This window comes from Sphingomonas sp. S-NIH.Pt15_0812 (genome assembly GCF_003951315.1).
Lineage (GTDB): Bacteria > Pseudomonadota > Alphaproteobacteria > Sphingomonadales > Sphingomonadaceae > Sphingomonas.
This window is the reverse complement of sequence record NZ_QLJH01000026.1, coordinates 1-19724: the sequence shown is the minus strand read 5'-3', so window position 1 is coordinate 19724 and position 19724 is coordinate 1. Positions and strand designations below refer to the sequence as shown.

Sequence of the window (19724 nt, the reverse complement as noted above, 5' to 3'; positions counted from 1 at the left end):
CGCCGATCACGACGGGGGCGAGGGCGCGGCGGCCAGCCCGTGCAGATAGCGGGCGCGTTCCTCCGACCCTGTCGGTAGTCGGCGCAGCGCGGCCATGTCCGACCGGCGCAGCGTGAACCGATGATAGCCGCGCGACATCAGGCAATAGTCGAGCACCGACTGGAGCTGGTCCACCACGTCGCGATAGGCGGCATGGCGGAAGGTCTCGGTATAGGTGGAGGTCCGCAGCAGCGTCCGGCCGGGGGCCACGACGTTCATCACCGCGCGATAGCCGTCCGCGCCGCCCTGATAGTCTTGGCTGCCGACCTGCGAACCGGTGTTCAGCCCGGTCACGATGGCGGTGAGCTGCGCATTGTTCAGCGCCGCCAGCGCCGATGCCGTCCGCGGCTTCATGCTGACGTTCAACCCATAGGTGCGGTTGGCGCAGTCCAGCGTGTCCTGCCGATAGGCGTCGAACGATACGCCCGGCTTCGCCCAGCTTATGCTGGCCGGCTTGGGCCCGGCCTCTACGGGCATCGCCGTGAGCAGTGCGGCGGGGATGAGAAGAAGCTGGATGTGACGCATCGTGCCCGCTCCCGATCGCAGCCGGCGACGACATCGGAGGGACGGCCGCGCCGGACTGGCCATGAACGATCATCAACCGACCGATGGCATCAAGGTTCAGATCGACCCAAGACGGCTGCGATAATCTTCCGGCCGGGTCGCCCTCACCCCAGCGCCGCCGCCGCCAGCTTCAGATCCTCCACGAAGCGCGCATATTCCACCTCCGCCTGAGCCGGGTCGGGCAGGCGGAGCAGATAGCTGGGATGGACGGTGATCCAGGCCGCTCCGCCATCCGCCAACCGCAACTCGCGGCCGCGCTCCTTGCCGATCGTCATCACCCGCCCGAACAGCGAGCGCGCCGCCGTCGCGCCCAGCGCCACGGTGACGCGCGGGCGGACCAGCATCTGCTCCTGCTCGACCCACCAGCGGCAGGCATCGATCTCGCCGGCGCCGGGCTTGGCGTGGATGCGGCGCTTGCCGCGCGGCTCGAACTTGAAATGCTTGACCGCATTGGTGACATAGACGGTGGACCGGTCGATCGCCGCCGCCGCCAGCGCGCGGTCGAACATCTGTCCGGCGGGACCGACAAAGGGCCGGCCGGACAGATCCTCCTGGTCGCCGGGCTGCTCGCCGACGAACATCAATGCGGCATCGACCGGCCCCTCGCCGAACACGGTCTGCGTCGCCGGCTTGTAGAGCGGGCAACGGGTGCAGCCCGCCGCCTCCTCGCGCAGTGCCTCCCAGGCCAGGCGGCGATTGTCGCCGGTGATGCCGCGTCCTTCGGTCCGTGGGGCCGTCTCGATCATCTTCGCCTCCCGCGCCTGCGCGCCGGCCAGCAATTGCGGCACCAGCGCGGTTTCCGGCATGTTCTTCCAATATTTGCGCGGCATCTCCTTCAGCATCGCGCCGACCTTCAGCCGGGCGGGGTTGAAGATGCTGCTATAATAGGTCTTCCACACCTCCTCGGTCGGGTCGCCGTCCGGCGCATCGGCCTTGGTCGCGGGCGGACCCTCGCTCAGCGACTGCCCGTCCCAGTGGAGCGACACCTCCGGCGTCAGGATCGACCAGCGCATCGCGGCGAAGCGGTTGACGAAGAAGGCGGCGTTGGCGCGGACGATATGATGCTCCGGCTCGAACCAGGCGACGAAGCGCGGCGTGCCGTCCTCGTCCGCGACTTCGCGGAAGCGGAGGAAAGCGCGCATCTTGTGGATGTCGCGGCGCACCCCCTTGGCCAGCGTCTCCAACTTGCGGACCAGCGGGTCGGCCTGATCCTCGATCAGCCGGGGCTCGCGGCGCAGGCGGGTGAGCAATGTGTAGAGCAGCGAGAAACGGGCGGGGTCGTTCGCCATCACGACATGCCGGCCGAGGTCGAGGAACGCGCGCGGCACGGAGAAGCCGCCCGGCGCGGGACTGGCCGGCGCCGGGGTCGGCTCCGCGCTGCCGAACAGGTCGGTCGGTTGCGATCCCACCTGCCAGACGATCGCATCGGCGGGCATGTCGGCAGCGGCCAGATCGCGCGCGGCGGCGCGCCAGGCGTCGAAATCGTCGGGTTCGGGCAGGGTGACGACTCGCATCCGGGGCCTTTGCGCTTGCTGGTGCGGACAGAATCGCGCGCCGCGACGGGAGGTTGCAGCATCGCCGTGAAAGAAGCGGTCGACGGCCGGCGGCCGATGCGCCACATCCCCATCCCATGCGGATCACCCGCCTTCGCCTGGCCGGCTTCAAGAGCTTCGTCGAACCCGCCGATCTGGTGATCCGCGACGGGCTGACCGGCGTGGTCGGGCCCAATGGCTGCGGCAAGTCGAACCTGCTGGAGGCGCTGCGCTGGGCGATGGGCGAGAACAGCGCCCGGTCGATGCGCGGGTCCGGCATGGAGGACGTGATCTTCGCCGGCACCGCGACGCGCCCGCCGCGCGACTTCGCCGAAGTGTCGATCCTGGCCGAGGTCGACGGCCGCGAGACGGAGGTGGTGCGGCGGATCGAGCGCGGCGCGGGCTCCGCCTATCGGATCGACGGGCGCGACGTGCGGGCGCGCGATGTCGGGCTGTTGTTCGCCGATGCCGCGACCGGCGCGCATTCGCCCGCCTTGGTCAGCCAGAACCGGATCGGCGCGGTGATCGCCGCCAAGCCGGCCGAGCGTCGCGCGATGCTGGAGGAAGCGGCCGGGATCGCCGGCCTGCACGTCCGCCGGCGCGAGGCGGAGTCGCGGCTGCGCCAGACCGAGGCCAATCTGGAGCGGCTCGACACGGTGCTCGCCGACCAGGCGGCGCGCGCCGCCGTGCTGCGGCGACAGGCTCGGGCGGCCGAACGCTATCGCCGACTGTCCGACCGCATCCGGCTGGCGGAGGCGCGGATGATCTTCGCCCGCTGGCGCGCCGCCGCGGCCGAGGCGGATGCGGCCAAGGCGGCGGCGCGGGCCTGTACGGCGGCTGTGGAGGCGGCGGCGGCGGCGGAACAGTCCGACGCCGCCGCCCAGCGTCGCGCGGCGACCGAGGTGGCGGCGGCGCGCGGCGCGGCGCTGGCGGCGCGGGAGCGGGTGACGGAGGCGGCGCATGCGCTGGCGGCGCTGACCGGCGAGCGGCAGGCGGTCGAGCGCCGCATCGCCGATCTGGCGGCGGCGGCCATGCGATTGGCGGAGGACCGTGCGCGCGAGGGATCGCTGGCCGGCGATGCGGCGGCGGCGCTCGCCCGGCTGGCGGCGGAGGGGGAGGCGCTGGCCGCCGCCATCGCCGCTGGCGAGCAGGATGCGCCGCACCGGGGCGCCGCGCTGGAAGAGGCGGAGCGGGCCGCGCGCGATGCCGAGGTCGCGCTGGCGCAGGGCATGAGCCGGCAGGCAGGCGAAGTGGCGGAGGCGCGGGTGGCGCGCGCCGCCGGCGAGGCCGCCGCGACCCGGCTGGCGCGCGTCAAGCGCGAGGCGGTCCAGGCAGCGGCGGCGCTCGCCGCCTTGCCGTTGCCCGCGCCGCTGACCGCACAGCGCGAGGCGGCGGCCGAGCGTCGCGTGGCAGCGGGGCTGGCGGCGGAGACGGCACGCGAGGCGCACGCGGCGGCGGAGGCGGCCGAGCGGGCGGGCATGGCCGATCGCGATTCGGCGGAGACGGCGCGCGCGACCGCGCGCGCCGATCTGGCGGCGCTCGACAGCGAAGTGGCGGCGCTGGAACGGGCGACCAGGCGCAGTGGCGGCGTCCGGCTGATCGACCAGCTGGTGCCGGCCCCCGGCTATGAGCGTGCGTTGGGCGCGGCGCTGGGCGACGATCTCGAATCCAGTCCCGATGTGTGGATGCCGATGCCGGTCGAGCCGGGTGATCCGGGCCCCGCGCCGGGTACCGAGCCGCTGGCGGATCATGTCGCCGCGCCCCCGTTGCTCGCCCGCCGGTTGCGCCAGGTGCTGGTGGCGGCGACGGATGCCGGACAGGCGCTGGCGGTCGGGCAGCGGCTGGTGACGCGAGACGGGACCTTGCGCCGCTGGGACGGCTATCGCGCCAGCGGGCAGGGCGCGGCGGCGGCGGAGCGGCTGGAACGGTTGAACCGGCTGACCCGGCTCCGCGACGCCCGTCCGGCGGCGACCGAGGCGCTCGACCGGGCGACGAGGGCGCGGGCGCAGGTGGACGCGGCGATCGAGGCCGCGCGGATCGCGGCGCGCACCGCCCGCGATGCGCTGGCGCGCGCCGAGCAGGCGATGCGCGAGGCGGGGCGGGCGGAGGACAGCGCTGCCGCCGCGCTTGATCGGCTTGCCGGGCAGCGCGCCGACCTGGACCAGCGTGCCGCGCGCATCGCCGGGGAGCGGGCGGAGGCGGCGGCGGATCAGGCGGCGGCCGAAACCACCGTCGCCGCCCTGCCGGACGGACGCGCCACCGCCGCCGAGGTCGAGGCGCTGCGCCACATGGCCACGCAGCGGCGCACGGCGGTGATGGAGGCGCAGGCCGCGCGCCAGGCGCTCGACCGGCGGCTGGCGGCCGATCGCGAGCGGCTGGTCGCGGCGCAGGCGGAGGCGCGCGACTGGCGCACCCGCGCGGGCGAGGCGGCGAAGCGGATCGTCGCGATGGATCGCCGCGATGCCGAGATCGCCATCGAAGCCGAGTCGCTCGCCGACCAGCCAGCCGCGCTGGCTGGACGGATCGCCACGCTGACCGCCACGCATGACGATGACCGCCGCGCGGCCGACCTGCTCGCCACCGCCGAGGCGACCGCGGAGACGGCGCTCCATGCGGCGGAGGCGGCGCACCGCCAGGCGATCGACCGGCTGGGCACGGCGCGCGAGGCGCGGGCGGCGGCGACGGCGCGGGTGGAGAGCCAGGAGCAGCGCCGGGTCGAGATCGGCCGCCTGTCGGGCGAGCGTTTCCAATGCCCCGCCCCGGTGCTGCCCGAGCGACTCGGGTTCGTCGGCGCGGAGGTGGGCGATCCGGTGGCGGAGACCGCCACGCATGAGCGGCTGGTGCAGGAGCGCGAGCGGATCGGCCCGGTCAATCTGGTCGCCGAGCGCGAACTGGCCGAACTGGACGCGGCGGGGGCCAGCGCCGCGGCGGAACGCGTCGAACTGGGCGAGGCGGTGGCGGCGCTGCGCGGCTCGATCGCGACGCTGAACCGCGAGGGGCGGCAACGGCTGCGCGCCGCGTTCGAGGCGGTGGACGCGCATTTCCGGCGGCTGTTCGCGACCCTGTTCGATGGCGGCGCGGCGCATCTGGCGCTGGTCGATTCGGACGATCCGCTGGAGGCGGGGCTGGAGATATTGGCGCAGCCACCCGGCAAGCGGCTGCAATCGCTGACCCTGTTGTCGGGCGGCGAACAGGCGCTGACCGCCGTCGCGCTGATCTTCGCGCTGTTCCTGACCAACCCCGCGCCGATCTGCGTGCTGGACGAGGTCGACGCGCCGCTGGACGACGCCAATATCGACCGGTTCTGCGGGCTGCTCGACCGCATGGTCCAGGATACCGACACGCGCTACCTGATCGTCACCCATAATGCGGTGACGATGAGCCGGATGCACCGTCTGTTCGGCGTGACGATGATCGAGCGCGGGGTCAGCCGGGTGGTTTCGGTCGATCTTCAGGCGGCGGAAACGCTGCTCGCCGCCGAATAGGATACATCCGGTTACACTTTCCCGCGCCACGGACATAGTTTCGCAACATCTGGCTGTCAGAAGGAGAAGGTCGCCGCGGTTCTCCCCCTTTTGTCCGCGCGACACATTCCCTGAACTACGGGGCGGCCCCACGGGTCGCCCCCCTTTTTTCCGCCTTTCCCGGCGGTAAAGCAGGTTACCGGGCGGGCGGGTCGCGCCTTGCGACCGGGGACGTCAGAACATATTTGGAACGGGATGGCGCAGCTCGACACCCGTGAAAAGCTGGCGATTCTCGCCGATGCCGCGAAGTATGACGCGTCCTGCGCGTCGTCCGGCACCGCCAAGCGCAACAGCCGCGACGGTAAGGGGCTGGGTTCGACCGAGGGAATGGGCATCTGCCATGCCTATGCGCCCGATGGCCGCTGCATCTCGCTGCTCAAGATCCTGCTGACCAACAGCTGCATCTTCGACTGCCATTATTGCATCAACCGCAAGTCGTCGAACGTCCGCCGCGCCCGCTTCTCCGCGCAGGAGGTGGTGAATCTCACCCTGTCCTTCTACAAGCGCAACTATATCGAGGGGCTGTTCCTGTCCTCGGGCATCATCCGGTCGCCCAACTATACGATGGAACAGATGGTCGAGGTCGCGCGGTCGCTGCGCGAGGATCATCACTTCCGCGGCTATATCCATCTCAAGACCATCCCCGACGCCGATCCCGAGCTGATCCACCAGGCCGGGCTGCATGCCGACCGCGTCTCGATCAATGTCGAGCTGCCGACGGCGGGCGGGTTGAAGCGGCTCGCGCCCGAGAAGGACGGCGCCCGGATCGAGGGCGCGATGGCCGAGGTGAAGGGCGCGATCGCCGACCAGCGCGATGCGGGCAAGAAATATCGCAACGCGCCGAAATTCGCCCCGGCCGGTCAGTCGACCCAGATGATCGTCGGCGCGGATGCCGCGACCGATGGCGATATCGTGCTGCGCGCGTCGACGCTCTACGACCGCTTCGGCTTGCGCCGCGTCTATTATTCGGCGTTCAGCCCGATCCCCGACGCGTCGGCGGTGCTGCCGCTGCAACGGCCGCCTCTGATGCGTGAGCATCGCCTCTACCAGTCGGACTGGCTGATGCGATTCTACGACTATCAGCCGCATGAGGTGGTCGCGGCGGCGGATGCGGAGACGGGCATGTTGCCGCTCGACATCGATCCCAAGCTGGCCTGGGCGCTCAAGTTCCGCGACCGTTTCCCGGTCGACGTCAATCGCGCCCCGCGCGAGGCGTTGCTGCGCGTGCCGGGCCTGGGGGTGAAGGCGGTCGACGCGATCCTGGCGAGCCGGCGCTGGCGGCGGCTGCGGCTGGACGATGTCGCGCGGCTGACCGTGTCGATCGCCAAGCTGCGCCCGTTCCTGATCGCCGAGGACTGGCGGCCGGTGTCGTTGGCCGAGCGTGAGGATCTGAAGCCGCTGGTCGCGCCGAAGAAGCAGCAGCAGCTGGAATTGTTCGCGGCATAGTCGATCGGCCGGGCGGACCTGCCGGGCGGGGCGTCAGGCCTCGCCGAACAGCTCGCGCTGGCTCTTCTCCACCTCCTCGCCATAGCGGCGGCGGACATGCGCCTCGGTCACCAGGCCCAGCACCGCACCCTGATCGTCGACCACCGCCAGCTCCTCGCGCCGGGTCGCGTCGAACAGCGCCATGACGGCCCGGATGTCCATGTCCGGCCGCAGGACCTGGTCGCGCCCCTGCGCCAGGTCGATGACCGGCCGGTCCGCGCCGACCGCACCGTCATGCACCGCGACCGGGTCGACGATGCCCGCATAATGGTCGGTGGCATCGAGCAGGATGACGCGCTTGGTCGCCCCCAGCGGAAAGCGGCGGCGGAATTCGGCGACGGTGGCGCTGCCGGCGATCATGTTGGGCTGCCGCCGCATCATCCGCCCCGCCGTCAGCGACTTGACCCATCCCACGTCGCGCAGGCTGCGGATCGTCTCCCCGCGCAGGTGCAGCCGCCAGGTGGAGAAGGAATAGCCGAAGAACTGCCGCACGATCGTCGAGGACACCAGCGACGCGGCCAGCACCGCGCCGGTCAGGCTGAAATTGCCGGTCGCCTCCAGCACCAGCATCGTCATCGTGAACGGTGCGCCGATCACCGCCACCGCCAGCGCGGCCATGCCGACCATCGCGGCATTGCCCGCGTCCAGGACCTCCACGCCGGCGATCGCCGCGAGCGCGTCGGCATAGAAATGCCCGACCAGCGTCCCCAGGAACAGGGAGGCGAAGAACAGGCCGCCGCGAAAGCCGAAACCCAGCGACACGATCGACGCCAGCGCCTTGGTCGCCAACAGCGTCGCGACGACCGCCAGCGGCAGCGCCTGGACCAGATCGATATGCAAGGCGCTATGCCCGGCGGACAGCACCTGTGGCGAGATCGCCGCCAGCCCGGCCAGCAGCATGCCGCCGACGATCGGCCGCGACCAGCCGGGCAGATGCGCGCGCGTGCGCGCCTCGGTTGCCCCGACCAGGCGCATCAGCGCGATGCCGATCGCCGCGCACAGCACGCCCAGCGACCCGTAGACGAGATAGCCGAAGGTCTGGATCGCCGGACCCCGATCGACATCGACGATATAGGGAACGACGCCCAGGCGCCGGGCGACCTGCGCGCCGGCCAGCGATGCCGCGACGACCGGGGCGATCGTGGCGGGCGTATAGGCGCCGATCACCACCTCGAATGCGTAGAACGCGCCCGCCAGCGGCGCGCCGAACGCCGCCGCGATCGCGCCGCCCGCGCCGGCCCCGACCAGCGTGCGGATATCGATCCGCCGCAACCGCAGCCACCGCCCGGCCAGCGAGGCGATCAGGCCGCCAAGCTGCGCATAGGCCGCCTCCAGCCCCACCGACGCGCCGAAGCCGTTCGACAGGATGGTCTGCCCCGACACGATGGCGCTGTCCCGGCCGGACAGCACGCCGCCATGCAGCGCGTTGGCCTCCACCGTGTCGACCAGCGCCCGGCGCTGCGTCCCGACCAGTCGGTTGAACCCCACCAGCACGCATCCGCCGACGGGCAGGATCAGCAACTGCCACCAGGCGAGCTGGGGCATGCCGCTCAGCCGCGTGGGGCCGGGCATCCGGTAGAGAAGATGCTGCACCGTCCGCGCCAGCGCGCCCTGCAGGACGGTGAGCAGGCCCGCGCCCATGCCGATGGCGACCGCGACCAGCACGAACAGCAATTCGGTGGCGCGGACGCGCGTGCCGAAGGCGTGCAGCCGCGCCGCCCAATGGGAGGGCGCGCCGATGCTCACGCGCGCCCCGCGCCGTGCGGACGATGTCGGGTCGAAGTCATGGCGTCGGGTGCCGGCCATGCCGCAGGGGCGGCAGGGCCGGATGGGTCGATCAGGCGCCCGCGCGCTTCAGCGCCTTCTCGACATCGGCCCAGCCGAAGCCCTCGACCTTGGTGCCGTTGACGATCACGGTCGGCGTGCCGGTGACGGTGCCGTCCGCGCCCTTGTCCTGGGTCTGCTTGGTCAGCGCGTCGATCCGGGTCATGTCGGACAGGCACTGGCGCGCCTTCGCCTCGGGGATGCCGCGCTGCTTGGCGAAGTCGATGATGCCCATCTGCTCGCCCAGCATCCGGATCGCATCCTGCGGCTTTGCCGCCTGGATCTGGTCCTGCACCGGCTTGGGCAGCGCCTGCAACTTGTCGAGGAAGGCGTTCTGGTTGGCGTACATCTGCTCCAGCATCGGGAAGAAGGGGGCAGGGCCGCCGCAACCGCCGATCAGCGCCGGCGGCAGGTCCGACGCGCCGTGGATCAGGAACTCGCGGAATTCGAAGCTGATCTTGCCCGGCGCGACATAGTTCTTCATCAGCGGCGCGAAGCCCTCGGTCGCCAGCGCGCGGCAGGCCGGGCACAGGCGCGAGCCATATTCCACCACCTTGATCGGCGCATTGGGGTTGCCGACGACATAGCCTTCGGGCGTCTTCGACACGACGTCGGTCCACTGCTTGCCGGCGGGCGGCGCGGTGGCGGCGACGGGGGCGGCGGGCGCGCTGTCATTGCCCCCGCCGCTCTGGCCCGAACAGGCGGAGAGCGCGGCGGCCGCAAGAAGGGGGGCTAGAAGAAGGGGCGCGAACTTCATGGTGGCTCCTGGCATTTACTTGGCGCCGGCGGCGCGAAGGGCGGGTTCGAGCTGGACCCAGGTGGCGTTGGGGATCAGCTTGCCGTTGATGTAGAAACTGGGCGTGCCGGTGACCTCGGCCGGCACCGAGTCGCTGAGCTTCAGCAGCCGGTCGACCGCCTTCTGGTCGGCGAAACAGGCATTGATCGCGCCCGGGGTCAGTCCGCGCGCGGTCAGGATCGCGGTCAGCCCGGCCCCATCGGCCAGCTGGCGCACCGCGACCAGATTGGGCAGCTTCTCCAGCCGCTCGGCCTGGGCCTGGGCATAGTCCGCGCCCTTCTTGAACCACTGGTCCTGCGCGGCGAAGACCGCCCGATGCGCCCCCGCGAAGCCGCGCGGCCCGGCGCAGCGCGTCAGGATCGCCGCGCCCAGGTCGAGCGGATCGCGGACCATGTGCCGCACCTCCAGGCTGGTCGAGCCCGAGCGGATCATGCGGTTGGTCAGCACCGGCTCCGACTCGGCGCTGAAATGCGCGCAATGCGGACAGGTATAGCTGGCCCATTCGCGCAGCTTCACCCGCGCGGCGGGATTGCCGATCACATAGGCGCCGTCCGCGTTCATCGTCGCGGTCCTCGACCAGTCGCGCACCGGCGCGGCGCCGGCCAGCGTCAGGGGCAGGGCGAGCAAGGCAAGCGCAACGGGCAACAGACGCATCAGGACACCCTTGGTAGGCCCCGGGTCGCGGCGACACCGGCGGCAAGCGATTCGAGCACGGCACGCAGTTCGGGATCGGCGATCGCCTTCAGCCCCTCGCCCATCTCGACCGGCACGGCGCGCGGCTGGAGCGAGGCGGGGGCGCGGCGCGGCACGGGCGCGGCGATCTCGCCCTGGCGGATCGTCACCCGGGCGATGGCGGCATAGCCGAAGAAGCGGTTCACCCGCTCGACGATCTCGGGAATGACATGCTGCATCATCGGCGCATGCGCGCCGCGCACGCACAGGGTCAGCGTGCCGTCCTGCTTCTGCCCGACGGGGAAGCGGATCGATTCGGGCATCGAGGCGCGGGCGAGTCGCTCGCCGACGATTTCCGGCCAGCGGCTGACGATCGAGGACTGGACGAAGCCGAAGCGGCGGAACGCCGCGCCGCCGATCGCGGGCAGCAGTTCGGACACCGCGCGCGAGCGGTTGGACCGTTCGGCCTCCGGCCTGGCCTTCATGGCCTTGGGAGGCTTGGCGGTTTTCGGGGGACTTCCGGCCGGGGGCGTGCCGGGATGCTTGCTCATGGCGTGTCCCATGCCATAGGCGGGCGGTGAACGCCAAGCGCTCTTCGATCGCCGACCGGTTGCTCGACTGGTATGATGCGCACGCCCGCGACCTGCCGTGGCGCGCGAAACCGGGCGAGACGCCCGATCCCTATCGCGTCTGGCTGTCGGAGGTGATGCTCCAGCAGACCACGGTCGCGGCGGTCGCACCGCGTTTCCGCGAATGGACCGAACGCTGGCCCAGCGTCGAGGCGCTGGCGGCCGCGCCGGACGAGGCGATCATGGCCGCCTGGGCGGGGTTGGGCTATTATGCCCGCGCCCGCAACCTGGTGAAGGCGGCGCGGGCGGTGGCGGCGGCGGGCGGGTTCCCGCGCACCGAGGCGGGGCTGCTCGAACTGCCGGGACTGGGCGCCTATACGGCGGCGGCGGTGGCGGCGATCGCGTTCGGCGAGCGGGCGGTGGTGGTCGACGCCAATGTCGAGCGGGTGGTGGCGCGGCTGTTCGCGATCGACACGCCGCTGCCAGCGGCGCGGCCGGCGATCCGGGGGGCGACCGACCGGATCACCCCGGACGCGCGCGCCGGCGACTTCGCGCAAGCGATGATGGACCTGGGCGCGACGCTCTGCACCGTGCGCAAGCCGCGCTGCCTGCTCTGCCCGTTGCGCGAATCCTGCGAGGCCTTTGCGGCGGGCGATCCCGCGCGCCTGCCGGTCAAGGCGGCGAAGAAGGCCAAGCCGCGCCGCCAGGGCACGATCTTCTGGCTGGAACGTCGGAAGGGCACGCGCTCGGTCTGGCTGGTGCGGCGGCCCGACAGGGGCCTGCTCGGCGGGATGCGCGCGCTGCCGACCGGTCCCTGGACCGATCCGGCGCCCGCGCTGGCGGAGGCACCCGCCGCGATCAACTGGCGGATGCTGGAGGGCAAGGTCGAACATGGCTTCACCCATTTCGACCTGACGCTGGCGCTTGCGGTCGGGCGCGGCGAGGCGCAGGGCGCGGGCGAATGGTGGCCGGTCGCCGATCTCGCCGCCGCCGGCCTGCCGACGCTGTTCGCCAAGGCGGCGCAGGCGGTCATGGCGGCGGAGGCCTTGGATGATGGGAGCATGACGTGACCGGGATGATCCGCCTGCTTCCCCTGCTGCTGACGCTCGCCGCGCCGGCCGTGGCACAGACATCGCCGACCGGCCCGGCGCCGGCCCGGCCGCTGCTCGCCGATACGCAGGCCGTGTTCGACTCCTATGTCCGCGAGGGTCGGATGCCGGGGATCGTCGGCGCGTTCGGGCGCGGCGACTCGGCGACCTTGTTCGTGACCGCGGGGCGGATCGCCGATACGCCCGCTGCGCCCGCCGCCGGTCCGGACACGCTCTGGCGCATCTATTCGATGACCAAGCCGATCACCGGCATGGCGGTGATGAAGCTGGTCGGGGAGGGGCGGATCGGCCTCGACGATCCGGTGGCGAAGTATATCCCGGCCTTCGCGAAGATGCGCGTCCTGACCCATCCCGACACCAGCCTCGAGTCGGTGCCGGCCAGGCAGGCGATCACCATCCGGCATTTGCTGACCCATACATCGGGGCTGGGCTATTCGATCAACGCGCATGGGCCGCTGCTGCGCGAATATGAGCGGCTGGGCCTGGTGCCGCTAGCGATCAACGCGACGGCCGAAGCCAAGATGCGCGCGACCCGTCCCGCGACGCTCGCCGAATTCGCCGACCGGGTCGCGACCGTGCCGCTGGTCGCCGAGCCGGGCACGCGCTGGCGCTATTCGATCGGGTTCGACGTGCTGGGCCGGGTGATCGAGGTGGCGAGCGGGATGCCGTTCGACCGCTTCCTCCGGACCCGCTTCTTCACGCCGCTGAAGATGGACTCGACCGTCTTCACCGTTCCGGCCGGGGATGCCGGCCGGCTGGCGACCAATTACGCCGTGATCGGCGGGACCCTGGCGCCGCTCGATCCCGGCCGGACATCGGTGTTCCTGATGCCCCCCAGCTTCCCCTATGGCGGGGCCGGCCTCGTCTCCTCGGCGCGCGATTACGACCGCTTCCTCCACATGCTCCAGAATGGCGGCACGCTGGACGGCGTGCGGGTGATGAAGGCGGAGACGGTGCGGCTCGCCCTGTCCAACCTGCTGCCGGCGGGCGTCGTCTTCGGCGGCGCGGGCATGGTCACCGGCGACAGGCCGGGCGCGGCCCAGGGCTTCGGCGCGGGCGGATCGGTGCGGCTGGCCGACGAAGCCGGGGGGCCGGGCAAGGGTACATTCGGCTGGGCCGGGGCGGCGGGATCGATCGGCTGGGTCGATCCGACCCGGGGAATCAGAGGAACGGTGATGGTCAATATCATGGGCGGCGACGTGCCGCTGGCGGCACAGGTCGGCGCGGCGTTGCTCCGCGATGCCAAGCGGTTGCACGGCGAATGATCGGCTTCACCGGCGGTCTGCTCGACCGCGCCGATCCGATCCGCCACGATCCGGCCCGCTTCGCGGCGGCGATGGCCGATCCCCGCGCGCGATTGCTGGTCCTGAACGATTACGCCCCCGCGATCGACGGCGGGCGGCTCGGCTGGGCGACGCTGGGCGACCGGGCGGCGGAGTCGCTGGTGCTGCTCGGGCTGGACGCGGCGGGCGTGCCGCATTTCGCCGCGATCACCGGCCGGCCCGCACGCGGCCGTTCGTTCGAGATGATCGCCGCGCTCCACGCGCTGGCGGCGGGCGAGGCTGCGACCTATGCGGCGGCGCGCTCGGTGCTCGACTGGCATGCGCGGCATGGCTTCTGCGCGGTCTGCGGCCATGCCACCGCACCGTTCCGCGCCGGCTGGGGACGGCATTGCCCGCATTGCGGGACGGAGCATTTCCCGCGCGTCGACCCGGTCGTCATCATGATCGCCGAGCATGACGGCCGCGCGCTGCTCGGCCGTCAGCCCGCCTTTCCGCCCGGCCGCTATTCGGCGCTGGCCGGCTTCCTGGAACCGGGCGAATCGATCGAGGAGGCGGTGGCGCGCGAAGTGGCGGAGGAGGCGGGCATCGCCGTCACCGATGTCCGCTACGTCGCCAGCCAGCCCTGGCCCTTCCCGTCATCGCTGATGATCGCCTGCATCGCCACCGCCACCAGCGACCGGCTGGCAATCGACACGACCGAGCTGGAGGACGCGATCTGGGTTCCCCGCTCGGTGGTGCGGGCGGTGCTGGCGGGCGCGCCCGGCCCCTTCGTACCGCCGCCGCCCTATGCCATCGCGCATAGCCTGCTGACCCGCTGGGCGGCGGAATAGCCAGTCGTTCCAGATGGGTAACGGGTAATTAACCTTTCCCCGGCATTAACGGCTCCAGCAACACGGGAGTCGGACATGACGAATTTCAAGCCATGGGCGATCGCCGCCATCGGCGCGGCGGCGATCATCGCGCCCGCGACGGCGCAGGCCGCCACCATCTTCACCGATCGTGCGCAGTTCGTCGCCCTGGGCGGCACGCCGGCCTACACCACCGATTTCTCCGGCGGCACCAATCCGCTGATGATCTTCCAGGTGTCGGGCGAGAACGGCGAGAATGTCGATCAGGTCGCGCCGGTGACCGGTATCGATGCCGGCACGTTCGGCAGCGTCAACGGCTCCGCCTTCGTCCAGGTGCTGGCGGATACGGCGATCACCACCGTCTTCAGCTTCACTTCGACCACCCAGGCGCTCGGCTTCGACCTGCGTCCCTATTTCCTGGGCGCGAGCAGCGACGCGGGCGAAACCGTCGGCTTCCTGACCGACACGGGCGAGACGGGCAGCTTCACGCTGAGCAGCCTGAACGAGGCCGGCTTCCTGGGTTTCAGCTTCGACACGCCGATCGAGGCGCTGGGCTTCTACCGCCTCGACAATGAGGGCGGCGCGGATGCCAGCACCGCCTTCGGCATCGACAATGTCATCGGCTATGCCACCGCCGTGCCCGAGCCGTCGAGCTGGGCGATGATGCTGGTCGGCTTCGCGATGCTGGGGGCCGGCGTCCGCTATCGCCGCCGCCGCGCCACCGTCGCCTTCGGCTGAACCGCATCCCCCGGCGCGCCGCCTGCCCGATCAGACGGGGGCGGCGTCCGGGCCGGCGCCATAATGGTGCCAGGTGAAGATCGCCAGCGCGCCGCGATGCGGCCGCCACGCCTCCGCCAGCGACCGGGTCAGCGCCTCGCTCGGCCGTGCGTCATGGCCCAGGATCCGGCCGATCTCGATCTGCACCGCCAGGTCGCCCGCCGGCCAGATATCCGGTCGCCCCTCCGCGAACAGCAGATAGACCTCGGCCGACCAGCGGCCGATCCCCTTCACCCGGACCAGCGCCGCGATCGCCGCCTCGTCATCCTCGGGCAGGTTGGCGAGATCGAGCCGGCCACTCGTCACCTCGTCCGCCAGGCTGCGCGCATAGCCGCTCTTCTGCCGCGACAGGCCGGCGGCGCGAAGGTCTTCGTCGCTGGCCGCCATCACCCGCGCTGGGTCGCCGGCATCGCCCAGCACTTCGTTCAGCCGCCGCCACACCGCATTGGCGGAGGCGACGCTGACCTGTTGCCCGACGATCGTGCGCAATAACGTCGCATAGCCGCGCTCGCGGATCCGCGGTTCCGGATAGCCGATGCGCGCCATCGCCGCGGCGATCGCCGGCTCGATCGCCCCGAGCGCGTCCAGTCCGGCGCGAAGCTGCTCGGCGCTCAGCCCCATGACGCTTGATCGCTGGCGATGCGGACGCCATGACGGCGGCGAAGATCTGGAGACTGCATGATGCCCACGCTTATCGTCACGACGCGCGAAGGGGAAGAACGCGAACTGGTTGGCGAATCGGGCCTTTCGGTGATGGAGGTGATCCGCGACGGCGGCATCGACGAGCTGCTGGCGCTGTGCGGCGGCTGCTGTTCGTGCGCGACCTGCCATGTCCATGTCGACCCCGATTTCACCGACCGCCTGCCCAAGATGAGCATGGACGAGGACGACCTGCTCGATTCGACCAGCGACCGCGACGCCACCTCGCGCCTGTCCTGCCAGATCCCCTTCACCGACGCGCTCGACGGCCTGCGCATCCGCATCGCGGCGGAGGACTGATTACCCCCGGCACGGCACGCTACAGCAGCGTGCCGTGCAGGATGACCAGCGCGATCGAGAAATAGATCACCAGCCCCGTGACATCGACCAGCGTCGCGACGAACGGCGCGGAGGCGCTGGCGGGGTCGAAGCCCAGCCGTTGCAGCGCGAAGGGCAGCATCGATCCGGCCAGCGAGCCGAAGGTGACGATGCCGATCAGCCCGGCCCCCACCGTCGCGGCGATCAGCGGCCAATGCGGCCCGTAATCATAGAATCCCAGCCCCTGCCACAGCGCGATCCGCGCCATGCCGACCAGCCCCAGGATCGCGCCCAGCACCAGCCCGGTCGGCAGTTCGCGGAACGCCACGCGCCACCAGTCGCGCAAGCGCACCTGATGCAGCGCCAGCGCGCGGATGATGAGCGAGGTCGCCTGGCTGCCGCTATTGCCGCCCGAGCTCATGATGAGGGGGATGAACAGGGTCAGCACGATCGCGCGTTCCAGCTCGCTTTCGAAATGCTGCATCGCGCTGGCGGTGAGCATCTCCGACAGGAACAGCGCGCACAGCCAGCCGGCGCGCTTGCGGATCATCGCGACGAAGCCGGTGTCGAGATAGGGGCGGCCGAGCGCGGCGACGCCGCCGAACCGCTCGCTGTCCTCGGTCGCCTCGGCGACGATCACGTCGAGCACGTCGTCGACCGTGACGATGCCGAGCAGCCGGCGATGCGCATCGACCACCGGCACCGCCAGCAGGTCGTGGCGCGCGATCTGGCGCGCCACGTCCTCGCGGTCCGCATCGGGGGCGATCGTCACCGGATCGGGCGGGGCGAGGTCGTGGACGATCGAATCGGGCTCGGCGGCGATCAGCCGGCGCAGCGACAGCGCGCCGGTCAGCCGGCCGGCGGGGTCGAGCAGGTAGAGCGCATAGATGGTCTCGCGGCTGCGCTCGACGGTGCGGATATGGTCCAACGCCTGGGCGACGGTGATCCCCTCCGCCACGGCGACGAACTCGGTCGTCATCAGCCCGCCCGCGCTGTCGGTCGGCCAGGCGAGCAACCGGCGCAGCGACTGGCGGACCGGCGGCGGCAGCAGCGCCAGCACCGCCTCCGCATCGCCGGGCGGCAGGTCGGCGAGCAGGTCGGCGGCGCGATCCTCGGCCATGGCGGCGATCAGCGTCGCGCTCTCGGCGAAGGACAGGGCGGCGAGCGTGCGCGCCGCGCCATGATATTCGGGCTGTTCCAGCACCCGCACCGCATCGGCGGGGTCGAGCGTGCGCAGCATCGCCGCGGCGGCCTGCGGCGTTTCGCGGCTTAGATGCTCGGCGATATCGGCCGGATAGGGGGCGGGACCGTTCGCCGCCTGGAGAAAGGCAATGCCGGCCCGCGCGCCGGCGATGGGATCGTTCGTCATCGTCTCAACCTCGCCACCGCACGATCCGCGGGCGGGCGAGCCGGACGAAAGCTACCGGGCGACCACCGAGGAGCGTGCGGCTCTACTGGAACTGTCGCTGGACATGTTCTCGCTTCCGAAACGGAGTGACCGTCACTCCGAAGCCGGCCTCTGGTCCCCCGGGGCGGCTCTGTCAACCGGCGGGGCGGGATCGATCAATAGGCGCGGGCGACCGCGAACTCGACCGCCTCGATCATCGCATCCTTGGCGCGGCCGTCGGCGAAGCCCGCGATCGAATCGATCGCGCGCTGGCCGTAGTGGCGGGCGCGGGCCAGCGTGTCGTCGACCGCGCGCGTCTGGCGGATCAGGGTGACGGCATGGGCGAAGTCGGCATCGGTGTCGCGCCGCCCCTCGACCGCGTCCTTCCAGAACGTGCGGTCCTCGGCCGATCCGCGCGCATGGGCCAGGATGACGGGCAGCGTCATCTTGCCCTCGCGGAAATCGTCGCCGGCATCCTTGCCCATCGTGCCCGCATCCGAGACATAGTCGATCGCGTCGTCGACCAGCTGGAAGGCGATGCCGAGATTGCGGCCATAGGCGTCGAGCGCCATCTCCTCCGCCTCCGACCGTTCCGCCACCACCGCCGCGATGCGGCAGGCGGCGGCGAACAGCGCCGCGGTCTTGGCGCCGATGATGTCGAGATAGCGATCCTCGCCCAGGTCGACGCGCCGCGCGGCGGTCAGCTGGTTCACCTCGCCCTCCGCGATCACGGCGGAGGCGTTGGACAGGATCTTCAGCACCTTCAGGTTGCCGTCCTCGACCATCAGTTCGAACGAGCGGCTGAACAGGAAGTCGCCGACCAGCACGCTGGCGGGGTTGCCCCAGATGATGTTGGCGGTGCGCCGGCCGCGCCGCAGGTCGGACCCGTCGACCACGTCGTCGTGCAGCAGCGTCGCGGTATGGATGAACTCCACCGAGGCGGCGAGGCGGTGGTGGCGGGTGCCGGTATAGCCGATCAACTGCGCGCTCGCGAGCGTCAGCATCGGCCGCATCCGCTTGCCGCCGCCCGCGATCAGATGGCCGGCCAGCTCCGGGATCAGCGGGATGTCGGACTGCATCCGGCCGACGATCACCGCGTTGACGGCGTCCATGTCGCTGGCGACGAGCTGCAGCATCGGCTCCAGCGAGGGGGCCGTGGTCTTGAGGCGGTGGACGGTCGCGGTCATCCCCGCCCAAGTGGCCGTCCGCGCGCACGAACGCAAGTTTTACCGTCACACGAAAAACATGGAATCCGGAGGTCACATATCGCAAAGGGCGGCGGAAGGAGCCCGAGCCATGAACCCAGCCCCGACCCCGTCCACCAGCGACGATGTGCTGAGCGGATATCGCCAGTCGATCGACAATATCGACGCGGCGCTGGTGTGCATGTTGGCGGAGCGGTTCCGCGTCACTCAGGCGGTCGGCGTCTACAAGGCGGAAAAGGGCCTGCCCCCCGCCGATCCGGCGCGCGAGGAACGGCAGATCGCCCGGCTCCGCCGCCTGGCAGAAGAGGCGCAGCTCGATCCGGAATTTTCCGAGAAGTTCCTGCGCTTCATCATCGACGAGGTGATCCGCCACCACGCCCGCCACCAGTCGCAGACCCAGTCATGACCGGCTTCCTGCTGGCGATCGAGGGCGGCGACGGCGCGGGCAAGGCGACCACGGCGGCGGAGATCGTCGCGCTGGCGCGGGACGCCGGGCGCAGCGCCACCCTCCTGTCCTTTCCCCGCTATGCCGACACGATCGGCGGCCATGTGCTGGGCGACTATCTGGCCGGGCGTCTGCCCCATGCCGCCTCGCCGCGCGCGGCGGCGGTGCTGTACGCGCTCGACCGGTTCGAGTCGGCCGCGGCGATCGCCACGGCGGCGGCGGCGCATGACCTGGTGGTGTTCGACCGCTACATCGCCTCCAACATGGCCTATCAGGCGGCACAGGTGCCGGCCGAGGAGGCGCCCGCGCTGATGGACTGGATCGCGCGGCTGGAGGTCGAGCAGTTCGGCCTGCCGCGCCCCGACCTGTCGATCTATCTCGACACGCCCGCCGATGTCGCGCGCGACCTGATCCGCCGCAAGCGTCAGCGCAGCTATACCGATGCGACCTTCGACGCCTATGAGGCGGACCAGGCGCTGCAACAGCGGGTGCGCGCCAGCTATGCGGCGATGGTGGCGGGCGGCGATGCGCTGATCGGCCCTTGGTCGACGCTCCCGACGATCATGCACGGTCGGCTGCGCCAGCCGCGCGGGATCGCGGGCTAGTCTCCGGCGTTTGGAACGGGATGGACCGTCAGCCGCCGGTAAA

Annotated in this window: 18 protein-coding genes; 9 read left to right on the top strand and 9 right to left on the bottom strand. The window is 71.3% G+C overall.

Going from position 1 to position 19724, the window contains the following annotated elements; translation table 11 throughout:
- Positions 1 to 6 precede the first annotated feature (6 nt).
- Both BRX43_RS15300 and BRX43_RS15295 read right to left on the bottom strand, forming a co-directional pair.
- Entirely contained in the window at positions 7 to 564 is a 558-nt protein-coding gene (locus BRX43_RS15300; RefSeq protein ID WP_125995960.1) for a hypothetical protein, read from the bottom strand.
- A gap of 143 nt (positions 565 to 707) precedes the next feature.
- Positions 708 to 2117, bottom strand: a complete 1410-nt coding sequence (locus tag BRX43_RS15295; RefSeq protein ID WP_125995959.1) for a UdgX family uracil-DNA binding protein — start codon at positions 2115 to 2117, stop codon at positions 708 to 710.
- Positions 2118 to 2233: 116 nt separating this feature from the next.
- Here BRX43_RS15295 and BRX43_RS15290 point away from each other — a divergent pair, with 116 nt between their 5' ends.
- Both BRX43_RS15290 and BRX43_RS15285 read left to right on the top strand, forming a co-directional pair.
- Positions 2234 to 5620 carry an AAA family ATPase gene (locus BRX43_RS15290; protein WP_125995958.1) on the top strand — a complete coding sequence of 1129 codons (3387 nt, stop codon included), beginning with the start codon at positions 2234 to 2236 and terminating at the stop codon, positions 5618 to 5620.
- 234 nt (positions 5621 to 5854) lie between these two features.
- Complete coding sequence (locus BRX43_RS15285; protein ID WP_125995957.1) at positions 5855 to 7105, top strand: putative DNA modification/repair radical SAM protein; 1251 nt, start codon at positions 5855 to 5857, stop codon at positions 7103 to 7105.
- A gap of 33 nt (positions 7106 to 7138) precedes the next feature.
- Here the strand turns inward: BRX43_RS15285 and BRX43_RS15280 are convergent, their stop codons facing one another.
- The 4 genes from BRX43_RS15280 to BRX43_RS15265 are packed head-to-tail and all read right to left on the bottom strand — an operon-like array spanning position 7139 to position 10921.
- Positions 7139 to 8950, bottom strand: a complete 1812-nt coding sequence (locus BRX43_RS15280) for a chloride channel protein (protein ID WP_125995956.1) — start codon at positions 8948 to 8950, stop codon at positions 7139 to 7141.
- A gap of 31 nt (positions 8951 to 8981) precedes the next feature.
- Positions 8982 to 9725, bottom strand: a complete 744-nt coding sequence (locus BRX43_RS15275; protein WP_125995955.1) for a thioredoxin domain-containing protein — start codon at positions 9723 to 9725, stop codon at positions 8982 to 8984.
- 15 nt (positions 9726 to 9740) lie between these two features.
- A complete protein-coding gene (locus BRX43_RS15270; RefSeq protein WP_125995954.1) occupies positions 9741 to 10418 on the bottom strand; it encodes a thioredoxin domain-containing protein in 678 nt (225 codons plus the stop codon).
- Complete coding sequence (locus tag BRX43_RS15265) at positions 10418 to 10921, bottom strand: DciA family protein (RefSeq protein WP_241214989.1); 504 nt, start codon at positions 10919 to 10921, stop codon at positions 10418 to 10420. The genes BRX43_RS15270 and BRX43_RS15265 overlap by 1 nt, the downstream gene beginning before the upstream one ends.
- A gap of 92 nt (positions 10922 to 11013) precedes the next feature.
- On the opposite strand from BRX43_RS15265, the gene BRX43_RS15260 reads away from it, so the two are divergent.
- From BRX43_RS15260 to BRX43_RS15245, 4 genes are all read left to right on the top strand, one after another.
- Positions 11014 to 12075: an A/G-specific adenine glycosylase gene (locus tag BRX43_RS15260; RefSeq protein WP_241214985.1), complete on the top strand. Its 1062-nt coding sequence runs from the start codon at positions 11014 to 11016 to the stop codon at positions 12073 to 12075.
- 5 nt (positions 12076 to 12080) lie between these two features.
- Positions 12081 to 13379, top strand: coding sequence for a serine hydrolase domain-containing protein (locus BRX43_RS15255; protein WP_125995987.1), 1299 nt, complete (start codon positions 12081 to 12083; stop codon positions 13377 to 13379).
- Complete coding sequence (gene nudC, locus BRX43_RS15250) at positions 13376 to 14227, top strand: NAD(+) diphosphatase (protein ID WP_125995952.1); 852 nt, start codon at positions 13376 to 13378, stop codon at positions 14225 to 14227. The genes BRX43_RS15255 and nudC overlap by 4 nt, the downstream gene beginning before the upstream one ends.
- Positions 14228 to 14302: 75 nt before the next feature.
- Positions 14303 to 14983: a PEPxxWA-CTERM sorting domain-containing protein gene (locus BRX43_RS15245; protein ID WP_241214984.1), complete on the top strand. Its 681-nt coding sequence runs from the start codon at positions 14303 to 14305 to the stop codon at positions 14981 to 14983.
- A gap of 30 nt (positions 14984 to 15013) precedes the next feature.
- Here the strand turns inward: BRX43_RS15245 and BRX43_RS15240 are convergent, their stop codons facing one another.
- A complete protein-coding gene (locus tag BRX43_RS15240; RefSeq protein WP_125995951.1) occupies positions 15014 to 15643 on the bottom strand; it encodes a DNA-3-methyladenine glycosylase in 630 nt (209 codons plus the stop codon).
- A 60-nt stretch (positions 15644 to 15703) separates the two neighbouring features.
- Here BRX43_RS15240 and BRX43_RS15235 point away from each other — a divergent pair, with 60 nt between their 5' ends.
- Positions 15704 to 16021 (top strand): 2Fe-2S iron-sulfur cluster-binding protein, encoded by a 318-nt coding sequence (locus BRX43_RS15235; RefSeq protein WP_125995985.1) that lies wholly within the window; start codon positions 15704 to 15706, stop codon positions 16019 to 16021.
- A gap of 19 nt (positions 16022 to 16040) precedes the next feature.
- On the opposite strand, the gene mgtE is transcribed toward BRX43_RS15235, so the two are convergent.
- Together mgtE and BRX43_RS15225 are read right to left on the bottom strand one after the other, a co-directional pair.
- Entirely contained in the window at positions 16041 to 17408 is a 1368-nt protein-coding gene (gene mgtE, locus BRX43_RS15230; RefSeq protein WP_125995950.1) for a magnesium transporter, read from the bottom strand.
- A 194-nt stretch (positions 17409 to 17602) separates the two neighbouring features.
- Positions 17603 to 18613, bottom strand: coding sequence for a polyprenyl synthetase family protein (locus BRX43_RS15225; protein WP_125995949.1), 1011 nt, complete (start codon positions 18611 to 18613; stop codon positions 17603 to 17605).
- A gap of 109 nt (positions 18614 to 18722) precedes the next feature.
- Between BRX43_RS15225 and BRX43_RS15220 the strand changes: the two genes are divergently transcribed.
- Both BRX43_RS15220 and BRX43_RS15215 read left to right on the top strand, forming a co-directional pair.
- The gene (locus tag BRX43_RS15220) at positions 18723 to 19037 is read left to right on the top strand and encodes a chorismate mutase (protein ID WP_125995948.1); all 315 of its coding nucleotides are present in this window, start codon (positions 18723 to 18725) and stop codon (positions 19035 to 19037) included.
- Entirely contained in the window at positions 19034 to 19681 is a 648-nt protein-coding gene (locus BRX43_RS15215) for a thymidylate kinase (protein WP_125995947.1), read from the top strand. Before BRX43_RS15220 ends, BRX43_RS15215 begins: the two co-directional genes overlap by 4 nt.
- Positions 19682 to 19724 lie beyond the last annotated feature (43 nt).

What these genes read in the sequence shown, in the direction of transcription:
- BRX43_RS15300 (WP_125995960.1), bottom strand. Translation starts at nt 564, where the DNA reads ATGCGTCACATCCAGCTTCTTCTCATCCCCGCCGCACTGCTCACGGCG.
- BRX43_RS15295 (WP_125995959.1), bottom strand. Translation starts at nt 2,117, where the DNA reads ATGCGAGTCGTCACCCTGCCCGAACCCGACGATTTCGACGCCTGGCGC.
- BRX43_RS15290 (WP_125995958.1), top strand. Translation starts at nt 2,234, where the DNA reads ATGCGGATCACCCGCCTTCGCCTGGCCGGCTTCAAGAGCTTCGTCGAA.
- BRX43_RS15285 (WP_125995957.1), top strand. Translation starts at nt 5,855, where the DNA reads ATGGCGCAGCTCGACACCCGTGAAAAGCTGGCGATTCTCGCCGATGCC.
- BRX43_RS15280 (WP_125995956.1), bottom strand. Translation starts at nt 8,950, where the DNA reads ATGGCCGGCACCCGACGCCATGACTTCGACCCGACATCGTCCGCACGG.
- BRX43_RS15275 (WP_125995955.1), bottom strand. Translation starts at nt 9,725, where the DNA reads ATGAAGTTCGCGCCCCTTCTTCTAGCCCCCCTTCTTGCGGCCGCCGCG.
- BRX43_RS15270 (WP_125995954.1), bottom strand. Translation starts at nt 10,418, where the DNA reads ATGCGTCTGTTGCCCGTTGCGCTTGCCTTGCTCGCCCTGCCCCTGACG.
- BRX43_RS15265 (WP_241214989.1), bottom strand. Translation starts at nt 10,921, where the DNA reads ATGAAGGCCAGGCCGGAGGCCGAACGGTCCAACCGCTCGCGCGCGGTG.
- BRX43_RS15255 (WP_125995987.1), top strand. Translation starts at nt 12,081, where the DNA reads ATGATCCGCCTGCTTCCCCTGCTGCTGACGCTCGCCGCGCCGGCCGTG.
- nudC (WP_125995952.1), top strand. Translation starts at nt 13,376, where the DNA reads ATGATCGGCTTCACCGGCGGTCTGCTCGACCGCGCCGATCCGATCCGC.
- BRX43_RS15245 (WP_241214984.1), top strand. Translation starts at nt 14,303, where the DNA reads ATGACGAATTTCAAGCCATGGGCGATCGCCGCCATCGGCGCGGCGGCG.
- BRX43_RS15240 (WP_125995951.1), bottom strand. Translation starts at nt 15,643, where the DNA reads ATGGGGCTGAGCGCCGAGCAGCTTCGCGCCGGACTGGACGCGCTCGGG.
- BRX43_RS15235 (WP_125995985.1), top strand. Translation starts at nt 15,704, where the DNA reads ATGCCCACGCTTATCGTCACGACGCGCGAAGGGGAAGAACGCGAACTG.
- mgtE (WP_125995950.1), bottom strand. Translation starts at nt 17,408, where the DNA reads ATGACGAACGATCCCATCGCCGGCGCGCGGGCCGGCATTGCCTTTCTC.
- BRX43_RS15225 (WP_125995949.1), bottom strand. Translation starts at nt 18,613, where the DNA reads ATGACCGCGACCGTCCACCGCCTCAAGACCACGGCCCCCTCGCTGGAG.
- BRX43_RS15220 (WP_125995948.1), top strand. Translation starts at nt 18,723, where the DNA reads ATGAACCCAGCCCCGACCCCGTCCACCAGCGACGATGTGCTGAGCGGA.
- BRX43_RS15215 (WP_125995947.1), top strand. Translation starts at nt 19,034, where the DNA reads ATGACCGGCTTCCTGCTGGCGATCGAGGGCGGCGACGGCGCGGGCAAG.